The following is a 17,529-nucleotide window of genomic DNA, read 5'->3' on the forward strand; positions in this document are numbered from 1 at the left end:
CACAAGCTGACATTGCTTGGAAGGAGCCTTCGCGATGCAGGGCGACCCCGAGGTCCTTGAGTTTCTCAACGAGCAGCTGACCGGTGAGCTCACGGCCATCAACCAGTACTGGCTGCACTACCGCATCCAGGACAACAAGGGCTGGACGAAGCTCGCCCACTACACCCGTGCCGAGTCCATCGACGAGATGAAGCACGCGGACAAGATCACCGAGCGCATCCTCATGCTCGACGGGCTGCCCAATTACCAGCGCCTCTTCCACGTGCGCGTCGGCCAGACCCTGACGGAGATGTTCCAGGCGGACCGGCAGGTCGAGGTCGAGGCGATCGACCGCCTGCGGCGCGGCATCGAGGTCATGCGCGGCAAGGGTGACGTCACCTCCGCCCGCCTCTTCGAGGAGATCCTGGCGGACGAGGAGCACCACATCGACTACCTCGACACGCAGCTGGAGCTCATCGAGAGCATCGGCGAGCCGCTGTACATCGCGCAGCAGATCGAGCAGCCGGAGAGCTGAGCCCCGCACGGGCCGCCCCGGGCCGTCCCGGGCCGTCAGGCAGCGTCGGCGAGCACCGGCTCGGCGGCCGGCACGGGCTCCGCAGCCAGGACGGCAGCCGTCCGGCCCGTATCCAGCAGCTCGCGCCGCGGGCACGCGCCACGGCCGAGGAGGCCCTGGATGGTGCGGACGCAGGAGCCGCAGTCGGTTCCGGCCTTGGTGGCCGAGGCGATCTGCCGGGGGGTGCAGGCCCCGGCCTCCGCGTGTTCCTTGACCTGCTTGTCGGTGATCCCGAAGCACGAGCAGACGTACACGCGGTTCACCTCCCGGGAATGGACTGGGTCGGACAGCCACTCCTATTCGGTGAGGCTTACCTAACCGTACCTAAGGTGAGGCTCCCCTAAAAGACCCGGATACGACAGTGGGGCGCGGATCACATCGATCCGCGCCCCACCGTCACGAGCCACTCACGGCCCGCTCACGAGCCTCGCACGAGCCCGCGCGAGCCGCTCACTGGTCGCGGTACATCTCCGCGACGAGGAAGGCCAGGTCCAGGGACTGGCTGCGGTTGAGCCGCGGGTCGCAGGCCGTCTCGTAGCGCTGGTGCAGGTCGTCGACGAAGATCTCGTCGCCGCCGCCCACGCACTCGGTGACGTCGTCACCGGTGAGCTCGACGTGGATGCCGCCCGGGTGGGTGCCCAGCGCCTTGTGGACCTCGAAGAAGCCCTTGACCTCGTCGAGCACGTCGTCGAAACGGCGCGTCTTGTGGCCGGAGGCCGCCTCGAAGGTGTTGCCGTGCATCGGGTCGGTGACCCAGGCGACGGTCGCGCCCGAGGCCGTGACCTTCTCGACCAGCTCGGGGAGCTTGTCGCGGACCTTGTCGGCGCCCATGCGGACGACGAAGGTCAGCCGGCCCGGCTCACGCTGGGGGTCCAGGCGGTCGATGTACGTCAGCGCCTCGTCCACGGTGGTGGTCGGGCCGAGCTTGATGCCGACCGGGTTGGCGATCTGCGAGCAGAACTCGATGTGCGCGTGGTCCAGCTGGCGGGTGCGCTCACCGATCCAGACCATGTGGCCGGAGGTGTCGTACAGCTTGCCGGTCCGCGAGTCGGTGCGGGTCAGCGCACCCTCGTAGTCCAGGAGCAGCGCCTCGTGGGAGGCGTAGAACTCCACCGCCTTGAACTCGGCCGGGTCGGTGCCGCACGCCTTCATGAAGTTCAGCGCGTTGTCGATCTCCCGCGCGAGCTGCTCGTAGCGCTGCCCGGACGGGGAGTTCCGCACGAAGTCCTGGTTCCAGGCGTGCACCTGGCGCAGGTCGGCGTAACCACCGGTGGTGAAGGCGCGCACCAGGTTCAGCGTCGACGCGGACGCGTGGTACATGCGCTTGAGCCGCTCGGGGTCCGGGATCCGGGCCTCTTCGGTGAAGGCGAAGCCGTTGACGGAGTCGCCGCGGTAGGTCGGCAGGGTGATGCCGTCGCGGGTCTCGGTGTCCTTGGAGCGCGGCTTGGAGTACTGGCCGGCGATGCGGCCGACCTTGACCACGGGCACGGAGGCCGCGTACGTGAGGACGGCGCTCATCTGGAGCAGCGTCTTGAGCTTGGCGCGGATGTGGTCGGCGGATACGGCGTCGAAGGCCTCGGCACAGTCGCCGCCCTGGAGCAGGAACGCCTCGCCCTTGGCGACGGCTCCCAGACGGGCGCGCAGCTGGTCGCATTCGCCCGCGAAGACGAGCGGCGGATACGACTCGAGGTCCGCGACGACAGCGCGCAGTGCCTCGGCATCGGGGTACGAAGGCTGCTGCGCCGCGGGAAGGTCTCGCCAGGCCGCTTTGGCGGCGGGGGCGTGGGTTTCAGCGTTCACGGTCACCTCGTACACATTACGTCGTCACACGCGACGTCCAGCCCGATGCCCATTTGGTGAGACGGGTGTCTCCGGATATGGGGGACGCGGTCCGGAGGCTGCGCCTCCGGCGGGGCGTGGGCTAGGGTCTGCGGCATGTACGCGCACGTGAACCAGAACTGGTGGTGGCCCGCTCCCGGCGGCCCACTCCTCGCGCGTACGTAAACCACACGAGCGACACGAAGGCCGCCCCGAGGGGCGGCCTTCGGCGTTTTCGGACGCGGGGCGCCCCTCCCTCCGGAAGGACGCCCACCCCCATGACCACGGACCTCAGCCGCCTGCTGGACGAGTCCTGCCCGCCGTTCGCCCTGCTGCGCCGCCGGACGCCCGGCCGCGACCACGACACCGTCGAGGTGCTGATCGGCCCGGTCCACGAGTCCGAGCGCCTCGCCGACCTGCCCGTACGGGAGCTGCCCACCCTCGCCCTGGTGCCGTTCCGGCAGATCCGCGAGCGCGGGTTCGACGTGCGCGACGACGGGACCCCGCTCGGCGTGCTGGCCGCCGAGGAGGCCTACGAGGTCCCGCTCGCCGAGGCACTGGCCGCGCTGCCGGACCACCCGGTGCGGGTCGAGGGCGGCGGCTTCGACGTCCCCGACGAGGAGTACGCCGACACCGTGGAGCGGGTGATCCGGGACGAGATCGGGCGCGGCGAGGGCGCGAACTTCGTCATCCGGCGCACCTACGAGGGCCGGATCGAGGGCTTCGGGCGCGCCGACGCCCTCGCCCTGTTCCGGCGGCTGCTGCTGGGCGAGCGGGGCGCGTACTGGACGTACGTGGTGCACACCGGGGAGCGCACGCTGGTCGGCGCCAGCCCGGAGGTGCACGTCCGGATGTCCGGCGGGACGGTCGTGATGAACCCGATCAGCGGGACGTACCGCTACCCGGCCGGGGGGCCGACCGCCGGGTCGCTCCTCGCGTTCCTCGGCGACCGCAAGGAGACCGAGGAGCTGTCGATGGTGGTCGACGAGGAGCTCAAGATGATGTGCACGGTCGGCGACATGGGCGGTGTCGTGGTCGGGCCCCGGCTCAAGGAGATGGCGCACCTCGCGCACACCGAGTACGAGCTGCGCGGGCGCTCCTCGCTGGACGTGCGGGAGGTGCTGCGGGAGACGATGTTCGCGGCGACGGTGACCGGCTCGCCCGTGCAGAACGCCTGCCGGGTGATCGAACGGTACGAGAGCGGCGGCCGCGGCTACTACGCGGGCGCCCTCGCGCTGCTGGGACGGGACGCCGCCGGGGCGCAGACGCTGGACTCCCCCATCCTGATCCGCACCGCCGACATCGCGCCGGACGGGACCCTGCGCGTGCCCGTCGGGGCGACGCTGGTGCGGCACTCCGACCCGGCGGCCGAGGTGGCGGAGACCCACGCCAAGGCGGCGGGCGTGCTGGCGGCCCTCGGGGTCCGTCCGGCGGCGCCCCGCCCGGAGCCTGCCGCGGCCGCACTCGGCTCCGATCCCCGGGTGCGGGCGGCCCTCGCCGCCCGGCGCGAGGACCTGGCGCCGTTCTGGCTGCGGATGCAGGAGCGGCCCCCGGTGAGCTCGGGCCACGCGCTGGTGGTCGACGGGGAGGACACCTTCACGGCGATGCTGGCCCACGTCCTGCGGGTGACCGGGCTGGAGGTGACGGTACGCCGCTTCGACGACCCGGGGCTGCGCGCGGCGGCCCTGGCCTGGGAGGGCCCCGTCGTCCTGGGCCCCGGCCCGGGGAACCCGGCGGATCCCGGGGACCCGAAGATGCGGGCGCTGCGCGCCCTGGCGGCGGACCTCCTGGCCGGCCACCGGGGCGGCCTGCTCGGGGTCTGCCTGGGGCACGAACTGCTGGCCGCCGAGCTGGGGCTGCCGCTGGTGCGCAAGGCGGAGCCGGCGCAGGGGGCGCAGACACGGATCGACCTGTTCGGGGCCCCGGAGGTGGTCGGGTTCTACAACACGTACACCGCGCGGTGCTCCGCCCAGGACGCGGCGCGGCTCTCGGCGCGCGGGATCGAGGTGGCCCGGGACCCCGCGAGCGGTGAGGTCCACGCCCTGCGCTCGGCGTCGGGCTTCGCGGGGGTCCAGTTCCACCCGGAGTCGGTCCTGACCCTGCGCGGCGCGCAGCTGCTGGGCGGGCTCCTGTCGTCCGTCCGCACCGGCGCCCCGGCGTAGTCCCCGCCGGAGCCGGGGGGCCCGGCTCACCCGCCGCCCCGGCCCACCGCCGCCCGGCGGTGGGCCGGGACCCCGCGGACCGCCCTCGGGGGCCGGCCACCGGTTCCCGACCGGCCGGCGGGTGAACGTGACCCGAACGGCGGGTGCGGGGCGCCGCGGCGGCGCGTCAGCCGAAGAAGACCCCCGCCTCCTCGTACAGCGCCGGGTCCACCGTCTTGAGCTTCGAGGTGGCCTCGATGATGGGGACCCGGATGATGTCGGTGCCCTTGAGGGCGACCATCTTGCCGAAGTCGCCGTCGCGCACCGCGTCGATGGCGTGCAGCCCGAAGCGGGTGGCGAGCCAGCGGTCGAAGGCGCTGGGCGTGCCACCGCGCTGGATGTGGCCGAGCACCGTCGTACGGGCCTCCTTGCCGGTCCGCGCCTCGATCTCCTTGGCCAGCCACTCGCCGACGCCCGACAGCCGGACGTGCCCGAAGGAGTCCTTCGTGGCGTCCTTGAGGACCATCTCCCCGTCCTTGGGCATGGCCCCCTCCGCGACGACCACGATCGGCGCGTAGCTCGACTTGAAGCGGGAGGTCACCCAGGCGCACACCTTGTCCATGTCGAAGCGCTGCTCGGGGATGAGGATGACGTTGGCGCCGCCCGCCAGGCCCGAGTGCAGGGCGATCCAGCCCGCGTGGCGCCCCATCACCTCGACGACCAGGACCCGCATGTGGGACTCGGCCGTGGTGTGCAACCGGTCGATGGCCTCGGTGGCGATGCCGACGGCGGTGTCGAAGCCGAAGGTGTAGTCGGTCGCCGACAGGTCGTTGTCGATGGTCTTCGGCACCCCGACGCACGGGACGCCGTACTCCTCGAACAGCCGCGCCGCCACGCCCAGGGTGTCCTCGCCGCCGATCGCCACGAGGGCCTCGACCTCGTACTTGGCGAGGTTCTCCTTGATCCGCCGGACCCCGTTCTCCTGCTTGAACGGGTTGGTGCGCGAGGAGCCGAGGATGGTCCCTCCCCGCGGCAGGATCCCGCGTACCGCGGCGATGTCGAGCGGGACGGTGTCCCCTTCGACCGGCCCGCGCCAGCCGTCCTTGAACCCGACGAACCGGTAGCCGTACTCCTGGACGCCCTTGCGCACGACGCCCCGGATGACCGCGTTGAGCCCCGGGCAGTCGCCGCCGCCCGTCAGCACTCCGACCTTCATGGAATTTCCCTTCGCCACAGGGCCCGCTGGGGGCGCGGGGCCCGCATGACGGCCACGCTAGTGGTGACCCAGGTCACAGCGAGGGGCTCGGATGCGTCAATTCCGGTGGAATCACGGGGCGTTGCGTACGCCCGTTCACTCGTACGAGGACGTAAGTACGACGTACGACCGCCCTTACGCGTCGTCCAGACCGCGCTCTATGGCGTACCGGACGAGCTCGACCCTGTTGTGCAGCTGGAGCTTGCCCAGGGTGTTCTGGACGTGGTTCTGCACCGTGCGGTGCGAGATGACCAGCCGTTCCGCGATCTGCTTGTACGACAACCCCTTGGCCACGAGCCGCAGCACCTCGGTCTCGCGCTCGGTGAGCTGGGGGGCCTTCGGCCCCTCGGCGGCGGCCGGTGCCGGGTCGGTGGCCAGGCGCCGGTACTCGCCGAGGACCAGGCCCGCGAGGCCCGGGGTGAAGACCGGGTCGCCGGCCGCGGTGCGGTGGACCGCCTCGATCAGCTCCTGCGCGCCTGCCGACTTCAACAGGTAGCCGGTCGCACCCGACTTGACGGCCTCCAGGACGTCGGCGTGCTCACCGCTGGCGGACAGGACGAGGACCCGCAGCGCCGGGTTGGCGCCGACCAGCTCCTTGCAGACCTGCACCCCCGGCATGCCCGGCAGATTGAGGTCGAGGACCAGGACGTGCGGGGCGGCGGGCACGGCCCGGCGGACCGCCTCGGGGCCGTCCCCGGCGGTGGCGACGACGTCGAAGCCGGCGGCGGCCAGGTCGCGGGCGACCGCGTCGCGCCACATCGGATGGTCGTCGACGACCATCACCTTGATCTCGTTCGGCTCGGTCACTGGGTCCTCCCCCTCGGTACTTTCAGTTCCACTTCGGTGCCCTGTCCGGGGACGGACACCAGCTCGGCGGTGCCGCCGAGGTCCCGCAGCCGGCCGCGGATCGACAGCGCCACGCCCATCCGGCCCTCGCCCTCGGCCTGGTCGAGCCGGCCGGCCGGGATGCCGGGGCCGTCGTCGCGAACGGTGACGATCACCTCGTCACCCCAGTCCTCGACCAGGATCCAGGCCCGGGCACCCTCCCCCGCGTGTCTGCGCACGTTGTCGAGGGCGGCGCCGACGGCCGCCGCCAGCTCGCGGGCGGCGGGCGCGGGCAGCGGCACGGGGCCGCCCGGTTCGGCGAAGCTCACCCGGGACCCGGCGTGCGGGGCGAGCAGGGTCCGCAGGTCCAGCTCCCCCTCGTCGGCGCCCGGCTCCTCGACCTCGTACGCGTCCACGAGCGCGCCCAGCGACTGGTCCCGGGAGATCCGGGAAGCGGGTACGAGCCCGCTGGAGACCAGGGTGCGCAGCGCCACCTCCTGCTCGCCGGCCATCCTGCCGAGTTCGGCCGCCTCGCCGCCGAGTTCGGTGCCGCGCCGCTGGACCATGGCCAGGACCTGGAGGACCCCGTCGTGGATGTCGCGGGCGAGGCGCTCGCGCTCGCGGGTCGCGGCCTCGATCTCCAGGGCGCGGGCGAGGGTGGCCTCGCTGGCGCGGGCCACCTCGACCACGTAGCCGATGGCCAGGGAGGCGACCCAGACCAGCAGTACGTTGTGCAGGGTGTCGCGGGTCGGGTCGCCGCCGTGGATGACGATGTTGGCGACGGCGACGGGCGTGGAGGCGCAACCGGCCCAGCGCCAGCCGCCCTTGAGGGCGAAGGCGAGGACCGAACCGGCCGTCCAGATGCTGGGGAGGGTGGGGCCGCCGGCCGCGATCCGCTCGTGGGTGTCGGCGAGCGGGGTGAGCAGGATGCCGGCGAGCGCGACGGTGAGGTCGGCGCCGAGGAACCGCTTGGTGCAGCGGGCGGCGCTCGCGACGTTGCGGTAGGTGGCCAGGGTCCAGACGGCGAGCACGGCGAGGTAACCCACCGCGACCGCCGGCCGCGGGAACTGCGCGTACGCGGAGACGAACAGCAGCACCGCGTAGACCATGGTGAGCAGCCGGTAGACCGTCAGGGCGCGCCACAGCGGCTGCTCGACCGACATGCGCACGACGCGCTCGCGTTTCGCCATCTCCCCCACCACCCCCGCGCGGGCGGGCGCCGGGGCCCCCGCCCGTTCCTACTCCTTGACCGCCTTGGCGGCCTTCTCCGCGTCGGCGATCTGCCGCTTCGCGGCCGTCGCGTAGATGTCCACGTATTCCTGGCCGGAGAGCTTCATGATCTCGTACATGACCTCGTCGGTCACCGAGCGGAGGATGAAGCGGTCGCTCTCCATGCCGCGGTAGCGGCTGAAATCGAGCGGCTTGCCGATCCGGATGCCCGGGCGCATCAGCTTGGGCACCACCTTGCCGGGCGGCTGGATCTTCTCGGTGTCGATCATCGCCACCGGGATCACCGGGGCACCCGTGGCGAGCGCGACCCGGGCCAGTCCGCCGGGCTTGCCGCGGTAGAGGCGGCCGTCGGGCGAACGCGTGCCCTCGGGGTAGATGCCGAACAGCTCTCCGCGCTCGATGACCTCGATGCCGCTCTTGATGGCGGCCTCGCCGGCCCCGCGCGCGCCGGAACGGTCCACCGGGAGCTGGCCGACGCCCTTGAAGAAGGCGGCCGTCAGCTTGCCCTTGACCCCGGGTGAGGTGAAGTACTCCGCCTTCGCGATGAAGGTCACCTTCCGGTCCAGAACGGCCGGCAGGAAGAAGGAGTCGGAGAAGGAAAGGTGGTTGCTCGCGAGGATCGCCGGCCCCTCCGCGGGGATGTTTTCGAGGCCCTCCACCCACGGCCTGAAAGCAAGCTTCAGTGAACCGCCGATGGAGAACTTCATTGCGCCGTAGATCAACTCGAAAGCCTTCCTGTGTCTGTCGAACAGACCTTAACCCCTGCCCGCCGCAGGAGCGGCCCGACGACCCTGGTCGGTGTCACCGCGGTCGCGTACGGTGAAGTCACACAGCGCTACGTACCCCTCGTACCCCCGCCCTTTCAAAGGAGTCCCTGGTGCCCGTCCTCCTTGGAGCAGAGCCGTTCCGCCACGAGGGCGGGCCGGTCGGCGTGCTTCTCTGCCACGGCTTCACCGGTTCCCCTCAGTCGCTCCGCCCCTGGGCCGAGTACCTGGCCGAGCGGGGGCTGACGGTCTCGCTGCCGCTGCTGCCCGGGCACGGGACGCGGTGGCAGGACATGCAGCTCACGGGCTGGCAGGACTGGTACGCCGAGGTCGACCGCGCGCTGCGGGAGCTGCTGGACCGGTGCGAGCAGGTGTTCGTGTTCGGGCTGTCGATGGGCGGGGCGCTGAGCCTGCGGCTGGCGGCGAAGCACGGGGAGTCGATCAGCGGGCTGGTGCTGGTCAACCCCGCCAACAAGGTGCACGACCCGCTGGCCTTCGCCCTGCCGGTGGCGCAGCACTTCCTGCGCTCGACGCCCGGTATCGCGAGCGACATCGCCAAGCCGGGGTCGGTGGAGGTCGGATACGACCGGGTGCCGACGCGGGCCGCGCACTCGCTGCGCCGGTTCTTCCGGCTGGTCGACACCGAACTGCCGCAGGTGACCCAGCCGGTGCTGCTGCTGCACAGCCCGCAGGACCATGTCGTACCGCCCGTGGACTCGGCGCGGATCCTCTCCCGCATCTCGTCCACGGACGTGACGGAGACCCTGCTGGAACAGAGCTACCACGTCGCGACGTTGGACCATGACGCGGAGCGGATCTTCGCGGACAGCTATGCGTTCGTCGGGCGGCTCGCGAAGAGCGTCGGCAGGGAGGGGGCGGCCAGCGGTGGCTGAGCACGAGGAGTCGTCCGGGGGCGTGCCCCCGTTGGACGAGGAGGCGGCGTGGGCGGCGATCGTCGCCGGGTACGGGCAGGAACCGCCGGACCCGCCGGGATCCAGACCGTTCCGGCCCATCGAGAACCTGATGCTGCCCGAGGAGGACGTCCAGCCGGAGCGGGAGCCCGAGCCGAAGCCGGAGGAGCCCTTGGGCGGCTCGGTGGTCTTCGCCCCGGGCGTGACCCTGTCCCCGCCCCCGGGCCCCCGCGACCACACCCCGGCGGAGCCGGAGGACGGCGACGACGACGGGGAGGGGGGCCACTTCGTCCCGCCGGAACCGGAACTCCCGCCGGCCGACACCACGGCGAAGTTCGCCTGGCTGGCGGTGGTGGGCGGCCCGGTCCTGCTGCTGCTGGCGGTGCTGCTGCAGTGGGAGATGACCTGGTGGCTGACCACCCTCGGCATCGGCGGCTTCCTCGGCGGCTTCGCCACCCTGGTGGCCCGCATGGCCCACGATGACGACGAGCCCGACGACCCGGGCCGCGGCGCGGTGGTCTGATCTCTCTGCGTCGGGGCGCCTCGACGCCTTCGCGTCGCCGTCCGACTCCGTCCGCCGCCCCGCGGCCTGCCCCCTGGACACCACGGCGCGGGCGCCGGCACACCGCAACCGGGTGTGGGGCCGAACCCGGCGCAGCCGGGGGGCGCTTGCGCGGCCCGCGCTGTACGAAATCAGCCTCGCCGGCGATTGAGGCGCGGGGTGTGGGGCGGAGCCCAGGGAGCCCGGCGCAGCCGGGGGCGCTTGCGCGGCCGCGCTGCGCATGGGCCCGATGCGCCGCCCCCGGCGGACGGAGTTCGCCGCAGCGGTGCGAAGCCGTCGAGGCGCCTGGCGCCGAGACGTGCGAGCGGCGCGTCCGAGCGGCGCGTCAAAGAGGAGTCGGACGCAGGCGCAGGGCTGCCAGGACCGGGAGGTGGTCCGTCGCCGCCCGGAGGTCGGGGTGGGTGACGCCCGGGAGGGGGAGGGGAACGCCGCAGGCCAGGACTTCCACGCCCGGCGACGCGAACACCGCGTCGATGCGGCGCGGCGCTCCGGAGCGGGAGAACGTGTGCTCCCCGCCCCACGGCGCCACCGCCCAGCCGTCCTGCATCGCCGACGCCAGCCGTCGGAACGCCGCCCCGTCCGGGGTCTCGTTCACATCGCCCGCCGCGATCGCGTACGGGGTGTCCAGCGACCGCACGCGCTCCAGCAGCGCCTCCGCCTGCGCCGCCCGCTCCCCCGCGTCCAGCGACAGGTGCGCGCTGAGCACACCCACCCGCACCGCCGTCCCGAACCGGACGACCGCCGTCGCGAAGCCCCGCCGGTGCAGGCCCGGCGTCAGCGGGAGGAGCACGTCCTCGGTGCGCTCCACGAAGGCCCGTAGCGAGCAGAGCAGGAGCGGGCCGGCGGCGCTCCCACCCCCGCTCAGCACCACCAGGTCGCACTTGGCGGCCAGCCGGGCCGCGTGCTTGCGCCACCGGAAGAACAGCGGCGCCTCCTGGACGAACACCAGGTCCGGCTCACACGCCCGGATCACCCGGACCAGCGCTTCCTCGTCGTCGCGCAGCGAGCGCACGTTGTAGCTGAGCACCCGGATCACGGCCGAACCGTCGGGCTCCGTACAGGACTTCGGCAGCGAGGCCGACAGCGAAGGCAGCTCCATGCTTCCCCACCCTACGCAGCTGCCCGCCGCTCCCCCAGGGGGCGCGGCGGGCAGCGGCGTACGCCGGTCGAGGTCAGCCCTGGCGCGCCAGGTCGGCCGCGCCCACCATTCCGGCCTTGCCGCCGAGCTGCGCGGCCAGTACCTGCGCGTGCGGGCGCCAGGCTCCGCCGACCAGCCAGCGCTTGAAGGACTTGCGGATCGGGTCGAGGACGAGGTCGCCCTCGTCGGAGACGCCGCCGCCGACGATGAACGCCGACGGGTCGAAGAGCGAGGCCAGGTCGGCCAGGCCCGCGCCCGCCCAGCGGGCCAGCTCGCGGAAGGCGTCGACGGCCACCGGGCAGCCCTGCCGGGCCGCCTGACTGATGTGCTTGCCCTCGATGCCCTCGGGGGTGCCGTCGCCGAGCGCGAGCAGGATCGTCGCGTTCTCGGGCGTGGCCTTGGCGCGCTGCTTCGCGTACCGGACCAGCGCGCGCCCGGAGGCGTACTGCTCCCAGCAGCCCTGGCTGCCGCACCCGCACAGCAGGCCGTCCGGAACGACCCGGATGTGGCCGAACTCGGCGGCGACGCCGAAGCGCCCGCGCCGCAGCTTGTTGCCGATGATGATGCCGCCGCCGAGGCCGGTGCCCAGGGTGATGCAGATGACGTCGTCGTGGCCCTGGCCGGCGCCGAAGCGGTACTCGCCCCAGGCCGCGCAGTTCGCGTCGTTCTCGACGACGACGGGGAGGCCGATGCGCTGCTCGACCTTGTCCTTGAGCGGCTCGTGCCGCCAGTCGATGTTGGGCGCGAACAGTACGGTGGCGCGCTTGTCGTCCACGTACCCGGCGGCGCCGATGCCCACGGCCTCGATGGCGTGGCTGCTGCTGACCTCGGACACTGCGGTGCAGATCGCGTCGGTCACGCCGTCCGGGGTCGGCGGGGTGGGCACCTTGTACGTCTCCAGGATGGTGCCCTCTTCGTCGACCACGCCGGCCGCGATCTTCGTGCCGCCGATGTCGACGCCGATGGTGAGTCCCATTAGTCCCTCGGTTTCCGGTCAAGCCCCGCCACGGCCAACCGTACCCGAGCCCGGCGGAGGTTCAGTCGAGATCGATGCGCTCGGCCGGCCCGGGCCCGGTGTCCCCGTCGTCGCCGTCGCGGCGCGGGTCGTCCTCGGCGTGCGGGGCCGTCGGCCGCTGCTGCGTCCAGCGCCGCTCGTGGCCCTCCACGGCGGAGCGGTAGGCGGCGAGCAGCTCGGAGCCGGCGGCCGCGAGGTGGTCGAAGACCTCGGGGTTGCGTTCGACCACGGGCTTGACGGCGGTCTTGGCCTGGTCGACGAACTGGCGTACCGCGCCCTGCGCCGCGGCGCCGAACAGGGGGTTGTTCAGGGCGGAGACCTTGTCGGCGACGGCTTCGAAGAGCTTGAACAGCTCCTCGGCGGCGGTGCCGGTCCCGCCGCGGGACCCGTCGTCCCCGGCGGCGCCCCGCTCGGCGCGGAGGCGCTCCTTCTCGGCGGCGAGGTCCTCGGCGCAGGCCCTGGCCCAGGCGTCGTCGTCGGTGGTGCGGTCGGTGGCCTCGCTCATGGCGGACACTCCTGCGGCGGCTGCGATACGTGCGGTACGGGCTACCTTCGACGGTACCCGAACGGCGGTAGGGGAATCAGCGCGCGCGGGGCCACAGCTGCGGGTCCGGGGTGAACCGGACGCGGAGCACCCCGCCGGTGAGGGCGGCTCCGGAGACGGTGCAGCGGCGCAGCGCAGACGGCAGCGGAACGATCCTGCGGTACGGGCCGGCCGCCAGGAGCAGCTCGTCCCCGCGCCGGACCAGGTCGAGGTCGGCTTTGCGGGCACCGGGCAGCGGGATCGCCCAGACGAGTACGCCGTCCTCGGCGCGCCGGTCCTCGACGGCCCAGGCGGGGCGTGGCGCGGCGGCCGCCGGGGCGAGGCCCGGGGCGGAGTCGGCGAGCAGCGCCGTGTCCTCGGGGCCCTCGGGGTCCCGTCCGAGGTGCGGGAGCGGGATGAGCGGCAGTTCGGCGGCCCACTGGGCGGCGTACTTCTCCTGCTGGGCGGCGAGCCCGGCCAGCCAGGGGTCGGCGGAGCCCTGCGGAAGGGTCCGGTTGGCGACGAGCGCCCCGGCCGGCAGCTGGTGCAGGGCCAGCCCGAGCCGGCCGGTGCGCAGCGCGGAGTCCGCCCCGGGGCCGGGCTCGGCGACGAGCCGTACCTCGGTCGTGGGGGCCTCGACGACGGCCTGCACGGCGGCCAGCTCCTCGTCCCAGCGGGCGGCGGCCTCGTAGAGCCACTGGGCGGGCATCGGCACCCCGGCCAGCTGGGCCAGTACGGGGCGCAGGGCGCGGGCGGCCTGCCGTTCGGCGGGGAGCAGCCGGCTGAGGTAGCGGCGCAGCTGGGCGGGGAGGGCGAGGGTGGTCACCGTCTGGTGCAGCGGGGGCATGTCCACGATGACCAGGTCGGTGTCGGGGGCGGCGGCGGCCCGCCGCAGGGCGCGGAGCAGCGCGAACTGCTCGGCGCCGGGCAGCTCGGTGAGTTCCTCGGCGCTCAGGGGCCGACTGCCGAGCATGCCGAGCAGGGCGGCGCCGCGTTCCTGGAGGGCGACGAGTTCGGCCCGGAACTCCTCGCCGGAGTCGATCCGTCCGACCCGCAGCCCGGGCACGTCCCGGCCGGCTTGCGCGGCGAGCGGATCGCCGGGGTCGCCGGACAGCAGCAGCACGCGCCGCCCGTCCCGGGCGGCGGCGACCGCGGTGACGGCGGCCACGGTGGTCCGTCCGGCCCCGCCGGGTCCGGTGATCAGCAGTGTGTGCATGGTGCGGGTACTCCGGGTCGTGTGCCTGTGGCTGCGCGGAGCCGGGCTCCGCCCCACACCCCCGGGCCTCGGACGAGTGCTCGGGCCGAAAGGGGCCGACGAGCGGTCAGGCGGATTCGACGCGCTTCTTGAGGCCCGCCAGGGCGCGGTCGATGATGACCTTCTCCGCCTTGCGCTTGATCATGCCCAGCATCGGGATCTTGACGTCCACGGTCAGCTGGTAGGTCACCTCGGTGCGCGTGCCGCCGTCCACCGGCGTCAGCTTGTACGAGCCGTCGAGCTGGCGCAGCATCTGTGACTTGTGCAGCGTCCAGCTGACCTCGTCCGGGCCCTTCCAGGTGTAGGCGAGCGTGTGGTCGTCCTTGATCGCTCCCGCGTCGAGCAGCAGCCGGACCTTCTCCGCGCGGCCCTGGGCGTCGGTGGCGAGCACCTCCGCCTCCTTCACCTCGCCGGTCCACTCCGGGTAGCGGGCGAAGTCGGCGATCACGGCCATGACGTCGGCCGGGGCCGCATCGATCGTGATACTCGAACTGGTGTGTTCCGCCATCGCGGTCGCTCCTCCGGGGAGTTCGACAAGTGTGTGGGGCCTCCGGCCGCCGGGTGAAGGCTACCGCGCGTGCGGACCCCGCCACTCCAGGGACCCCGGCATTCCAAGGCCCCGCCCCTGGGGGGAACCGCGCCGCTCCAACGCCCCGCCCCCGCGGGGACCCCGCCGCTGCGCGGCCCGGCCGCTCCGGGTCCGCCCCGGCACCGGCACCTGCGGGCCGCTCACCACTCCAGCGCCCACGGCGTCCCCGTCGCCGCGAAATGTCCGACGTTCACGCACTCCGTGCCGCCGATCCGCATCCGCCGGGCCAGCGGCTGGTGGACGTGCCCGAAGAGCGCGTACCTCGGCCGCATCCGCCGGATCGCCGCCAGCAGCGCCTCGCTGCCCCGCTCGAACCGCCGGGCCACCGTGTCGTAGCAGAGCTCCGGCACCTCCGGCGGGATGTGCGAGCACAGCACGTCCACCTCGCCCAGTGCCTCGACCTTGGCGGCGTACTCCTCGACGTCCACCTCGTACGGCGTCCGCATCGGCGTCGGCAGCCCGCCGCCCACGAACCCGAAGACGCGGCCGCCGATCTCCACCCGCTGGCCGTCGAGCACGGTCGTGCCGGGGCCGGCGTATTCCCTCCACAGCCCGGGGACGTCGACGTTGCCGTACGTGGCGTACGTCGGGCTCGGGAGAGCGGCGAACATGTCCGCGTACTGGCGCCGGACGGCGCCCTCGATCAGCCGCTCCCGGTCCAGCCCGGTCCACAGCTCGCGCCCGAAGTCGCGGGCCTCCGCGAACCGCCGCTGGGTGCGCAGCTCCACGATCCGGTCGGCGTTCTCGACGCCGAACAGGTCGGGGAAGATCCCGCGCGAGTGGTCGGCGTAGTCGAGGAACAGGACGAGGTCACCGAGGCAGATCAGCGCGTCGGCGCCGTCCCCGGCCCGCGCGAGCGCCTCCGTGTTGCCGTGGACGTCGCTGACGACGTGGACCCGCGTACGACTCTTCCCGCCACTCATGCGGCCACCCTAGGGGCGCCTGGGCTCCTCGGGTAGGGGCACCTCCGCAGGCGGCCGGACCTGCGGTTACTTCCGGGTCTTCGGCGGGGTCGACTACTGTCGGCAGGGGACCGCCGCGTCATGTGACGCACGGAACATCTGGCCGGTTCCCCCTATCGTGAACCCACTACCGGTGGGTAACGTCCGGTCGGTCCACACGGTGGCGATGGCGCCCAGAGGAGCAGCAGTCTTGCGCGAGTTCAGCCTTCCGGCCCTGTACGAGGTCCCGTCGGACGGGAACCTGACGGATCTCATCCGCCGCAACGCCGCCCAGCATCCCGACACCGCCGTCATGAGCCGCAAGGTCGACGGCCGGTGGCAGGACGTCACGGCCACCGAGTTCCTCGCCGAGGTCCGCGCCGCGGCCAAGGGCCTGATCGCGGCGGGTGTCACGCCCGGCGAGCGCGTCGCCCTGATCTCCCGCACCCGCTACGAGTGGGTGCTGTTCGACTTCGCCATCTGGAGCGCGGGGGCCATCACCGTCCCCGTGTACGAGACCAGCTCGCCCGAGCAGATCCAGTGGATCCTCGGGGACTCCGGCGCCGCCGCGGTGATCACCGAGAGCCCGGGGCACAGCGCCACCGTGGCCGCCCTGCGCGACCGGCTCCCGGAGCTGCGCGAGGTCTGGGAGATCGAGCAGGGCGCCTTCGAGACGCTCAAGGCGGCGGGGGCGGAGGTCTCCGACGACGAGGTCGACCGTCGCGGCTCGCTCGCCAACGCCGACGACACGGCCACCATCGTCTACACCTCCGGCACCACCGGCCGCCCCAAGGGCTGCGTGCTGACCCACCGCAACTTCTTCGCGGAGTGCGGCAACGTCGTGGAGCGCCTCAGCCCGCTGTTCCGCACCGGCGAGTGCTCCGTGCTGCTCTTCCTCCCGGCCGCCCACGTCTTCGGGCGCCTGGTGGAGGTGGCGTCCGTGCTGGCGCCGATCCGCCTGGGCTGCGTACCGGACATCAAGAACCTCACCGACGAGCTGGCGTCCTTCAAGCCGACGCTGATCCTCGGGGTGCCGCGCGTCTTCGAGAAGGTCTACAACTCGGCGCGCGCCAAGGCCCAGGCCGACGGCAAGGGCAAGATCTTCGACGCGGCGGCCGAGACGGCCATCGCCTACAGCCGCGCCCTGGACACGCCGGGCGGCCCGTCCTTCGGCCTGCGGCTCAAGCACAAGCTCTTCACCAAGCTGGTCTACAGCAAGCTCCACACGGTCCTCGGCGGCCGCGGCGAGTACGCGATCTCCGGCGGCGCCCCGCTGGGCGAGCGGCTCGGCCACTTCTTCCGCGGCATCGGCTTCACGGTCCTGGAGGGCTACGGCCTGACCGAGTCCTGCGCGGCCACCGCCTTCAACCCGTGGGACCGTACGAAGATCGGTACGGTCGGCCAGCCGCTGCCGGGCTCGGTGGTGCGCATCGCCGACGACGGCGAGGTGCTGGTGCACGGCGAGCACGTCTTCACCGGCTACTGGAAGAACGAGGCGGCGACCGCCGAGGCGCTGTCCGACGGCTGGTTCCACACCGGCGACGTCGGCACCCTCGACGAGGACGGCTACCTGGCGATCACCGGGCGCAAGAAGGAGCTCATCGTCACCGCCGGCGGCAAGAACGTGGCGCCCGCGGTGATCGAGGACCGCATCCGCGCGCACGCGCTGGTCGCCGAGTGCATGGTGGTCGGCGACGCGAGGCCGTTCGTGGCCGCCCTGGTCACCATCGACGAGGAGTTCCTCGGCCGGTGGGCCGCGGAGCACGGCAAGCCGGCCGGGGTGACGGCGGCGGAACTGCGCGAGGACGCCGACCTCATCGCCGCCGTCCAGCAGGCCGTGGACGACGGCAACGCGGCGGTCTCCAAGGCGGAATCGGTGCGGAAGTTCCGCATCCTCGCCTCCCAGTTCACGGAGGAATCGGGCCACATCACGCCGTCGCTCAAGCTCAAGCGCAACGTGGTGGCGAAGGACTTCGCCGACGAGATCGACGCCCTGTACCGGGGTTAGG

Annotated in this window: 17 protein-coding genes; 5 read left to right on the forward strand and 12 right to left on the reverse strand. The window is 72.8% G+C overall.

Translation table 11 applies throughout. The features are described from left to right. Window positions 1–34: 34 nt before the first annotated feature. Complete coding sequence (gene bfr, locus OHA81_RS09550) at window positions 35–514, forward strand: bacterioferritin (protein WP_190182156.1); 480 nt, start codon at window positions 35–37, stop codon at window positions 512–514. 35 nt (window positions 515–549) lie between these two features. Here bfr and OHA81_RS09555 read toward each other — a convergent pair whose 3' ends face one another. Together OHA81_RS09555 and OHA81_RS09560 are read right to left on the reverse strand one after the other, a co-directional pair. Then, a complete protein-coding gene (locus OHA81_RS09555; RefSeq protein WP_329194600.1) occupies window positions 550–816 on the reverse strand; it encodes a (2Fe-2S)-binding protein in 267 nt (88 codons plus the stop codon). Between the two features lie 187 nt (window positions 817–1,003). After that, entirely contained in the window at window positions 1,004–2,368 is a 1,365-nt protein-coding gene (locus OHA81_RS09560; RefSeq protein WP_443056488.1) for a class II 3-deoxy-7-phosphoheptulonate synthase, read from the reverse strand. A 281-nt stretch (window positions 2,369–2,649) separates the two neighbouring features. Here OHA81_RS09560 and OHA81_RS09565 point away from each other — a divergent pair, with 281 nt between their 5' ends. Further along, window positions 2,650–4,533, forward strand: coding sequence for an anthranilate synthase family protein (locus OHA81_RS09565; RefSeq protein WP_329194605.1), 1,884 nt, complete (start codon window positions 2,650–2,652; stop codon window positions 4,531–4,533). A 166-nt stretch (window positions 4,534–4,699) separates the two neighbouring features. Here OHA81_RS09565 and OHA81_RS09570 read toward each other — a convergent pair whose 3' ends face one another. The 4 genes from OHA81_RS09570 to OHA81_RS09585 form a co-directional block, all read right to left on the reverse strand. Next, window positions 4,700–5,728, reverse strand: a complete 1,029-nt coding sequence (locus OHA81_RS09570; protein ID WP_329194607.1) for a 6-phosphofructokinase — start codon at window positions 5,726–5,728, stop codon at window positions 4,700–4,702. 174 nt (window positions 5,729–5,902) lie between these two features. Then, a complete protein-coding gene (locus tag OHA81_RS09575; RefSeq protein WP_329202129.1) occupies window positions 5,903–6,547 on the reverse strand; it encodes a response regulator transcription factor in 645 nt (214 codons plus the stop codon). Between the two features lie 23 nt (window positions 6,548–6,570). After that, window positions 6,571–7,782 (reverse strand): MacS family sensor histidine kinase, encoded by a 1,212-nt coding sequence (macS, locus tag OHA81_RS09580; RefSeq protein WP_329194608.1) that lies wholly within the window; start codon window positions 7,780–7,782, stop codon window positions 6,571–6,573. A 48-nt stretch (window positions 7,783–7,830) separates the two neighbouring features. After that, a complete protein-coding gene (locus OHA81_RS09585) occupies window positions 7,831–8,529 on the reverse strand; it encodes a lysophospholipid acyltransferase family protein (RefSeq protein WP_329202132.1) in 699 nt (232 codons plus the stop codon). A 170-nt stretch (window positions 8,530–8,699) separates the two neighbouring features. On the opposite strand from OHA81_RS09585, the gene OHA81_RS09590 reads away from it, so the two are divergent. Both OHA81_RS09590 and OHA81_RS09595 read left to right on the forward strand, forming a co-directional pair. Next, a complete protein-coding gene (locus OHA81_RS09590) occupies window positions 8,700–9,479 on the forward strand; it encodes an alpha/beta hydrolase (RefSeq protein ID WP_329194609.1) in 780 nt (259 codons plus the stop codon). Next, window positions 9,418–10,020, forward strand: a complete 603-nt coding sequence (locus OHA81_RS09595) for a hypothetical protein (RefSeq protein ID WP_443056489.1) — start codon at window positions 9,418–9,420, stop codon at window positions 10,018–10,020. Before OHA81_RS09590 ends, OHA81_RS09595 begins: the two co-directional genes overlap by 62 nt. A 364-nt stretch (window positions 10,021–10,384) precedes the next feature. On the opposite strand, the gene OHA81_RS09600 is transcribed toward OHA81_RS09595, so the two are convergent. The 6 genes from OHA81_RS09600 to OHA81_RS09625 form a co-directional block, all read right to left on the reverse strand. Further along, the gene (locus OHA81_RS09600; RefSeq protein WP_329194612.1) at window positions 10,385–11,158 is read right to left on the reverse strand and encodes an endonuclease/exonuclease/phosphatase family protein; all 774 of its coding nucleotides are present in this window, start codon (window positions 11,156–11,158) and stop codon (window positions 10,385–10,387) included. A gap of 73 nt (window positions 11,159–11,231) precedes the next feature. After that, on the reverse strand, window positions 11,232–12,173 hold the full coding sequence (locus OHA81_RS09605; RefSeq protein WP_329194614.1) for an ROK family glucokinase: 942 nt from the start codon (window positions 12,171–12,173) through the stop codon (window positions 11,232–11,234). 61 nt (window positions 12,174–12,234) lie between these two features. After that, a complete protein-coding gene (locus OHA81_RS09610; RefSeq protein WP_329194617.1) occupies window positions 12,235–12,717 on the reverse strand; it encodes a DUF5304 domain-containing protein in 483 nt (160 codons plus the stop codon). Window positions 12,718–12,793: 76 nt separating this feature from the next. Beyond that, the gene (locus OHA81_RS09615) at window positions 12,794–13,951 is read right to left on the reverse strand and encodes an ArsA family ATPase (protein ID WP_329194619.1); all 1,158 of its coding nucleotides are present in this window, start codon (window positions 13,949–13,951) and stop codon (window positions 12,794–12,796) included. A gap of 106 nt (window positions 13,952–14,057) precedes the next feature. Next, entirely contained in the window at window positions 14,058–14,498 is a 441-nt protein-coding gene (locus OHA81_RS09620; protein ID WP_329194621.1) for an SRPBCC family protein, read from the reverse strand. Window positions 14,499–14,719: 221 nt separating this feature from the next. Next, the gene (locus OHA81_RS09625; protein WP_329194623.1) at window positions 14,720–15,502 is read right to left on the reverse strand and encodes a metallophosphoesterase family protein; all 783 of its coding nucleotides are present in this window, start codon (window positions 15,500–15,502) and stop codon (window positions 14,720–14,722) included. 229 nt (window positions 15,503–15,731) lie between these two features. Between OHA81_RS09625 and OHA81_RS09630 the strand changes: the two genes are divergently transcribed. Beyond that, complete coding sequence (locus tag OHA81_RS09630) at window positions 15,732–17,528, forward strand: AMP-dependent synthetase/ligase (protein ID WP_329194624.1); 1,797 nt, start codon at window positions 15,732–15,734, stop codon at window positions 17,526–17,528. Window position 17,529: the final 1 nt, after the last annotated feature.

Source organism: Streptomyces sp. NBC_00667, assembly GCF_036226825.1.
Taxonomy (GTDB): Bacteria; Actinomycetota; Actinomycetes; order Streptomycetales; family Streptomycetaceae; genus Streptomyces.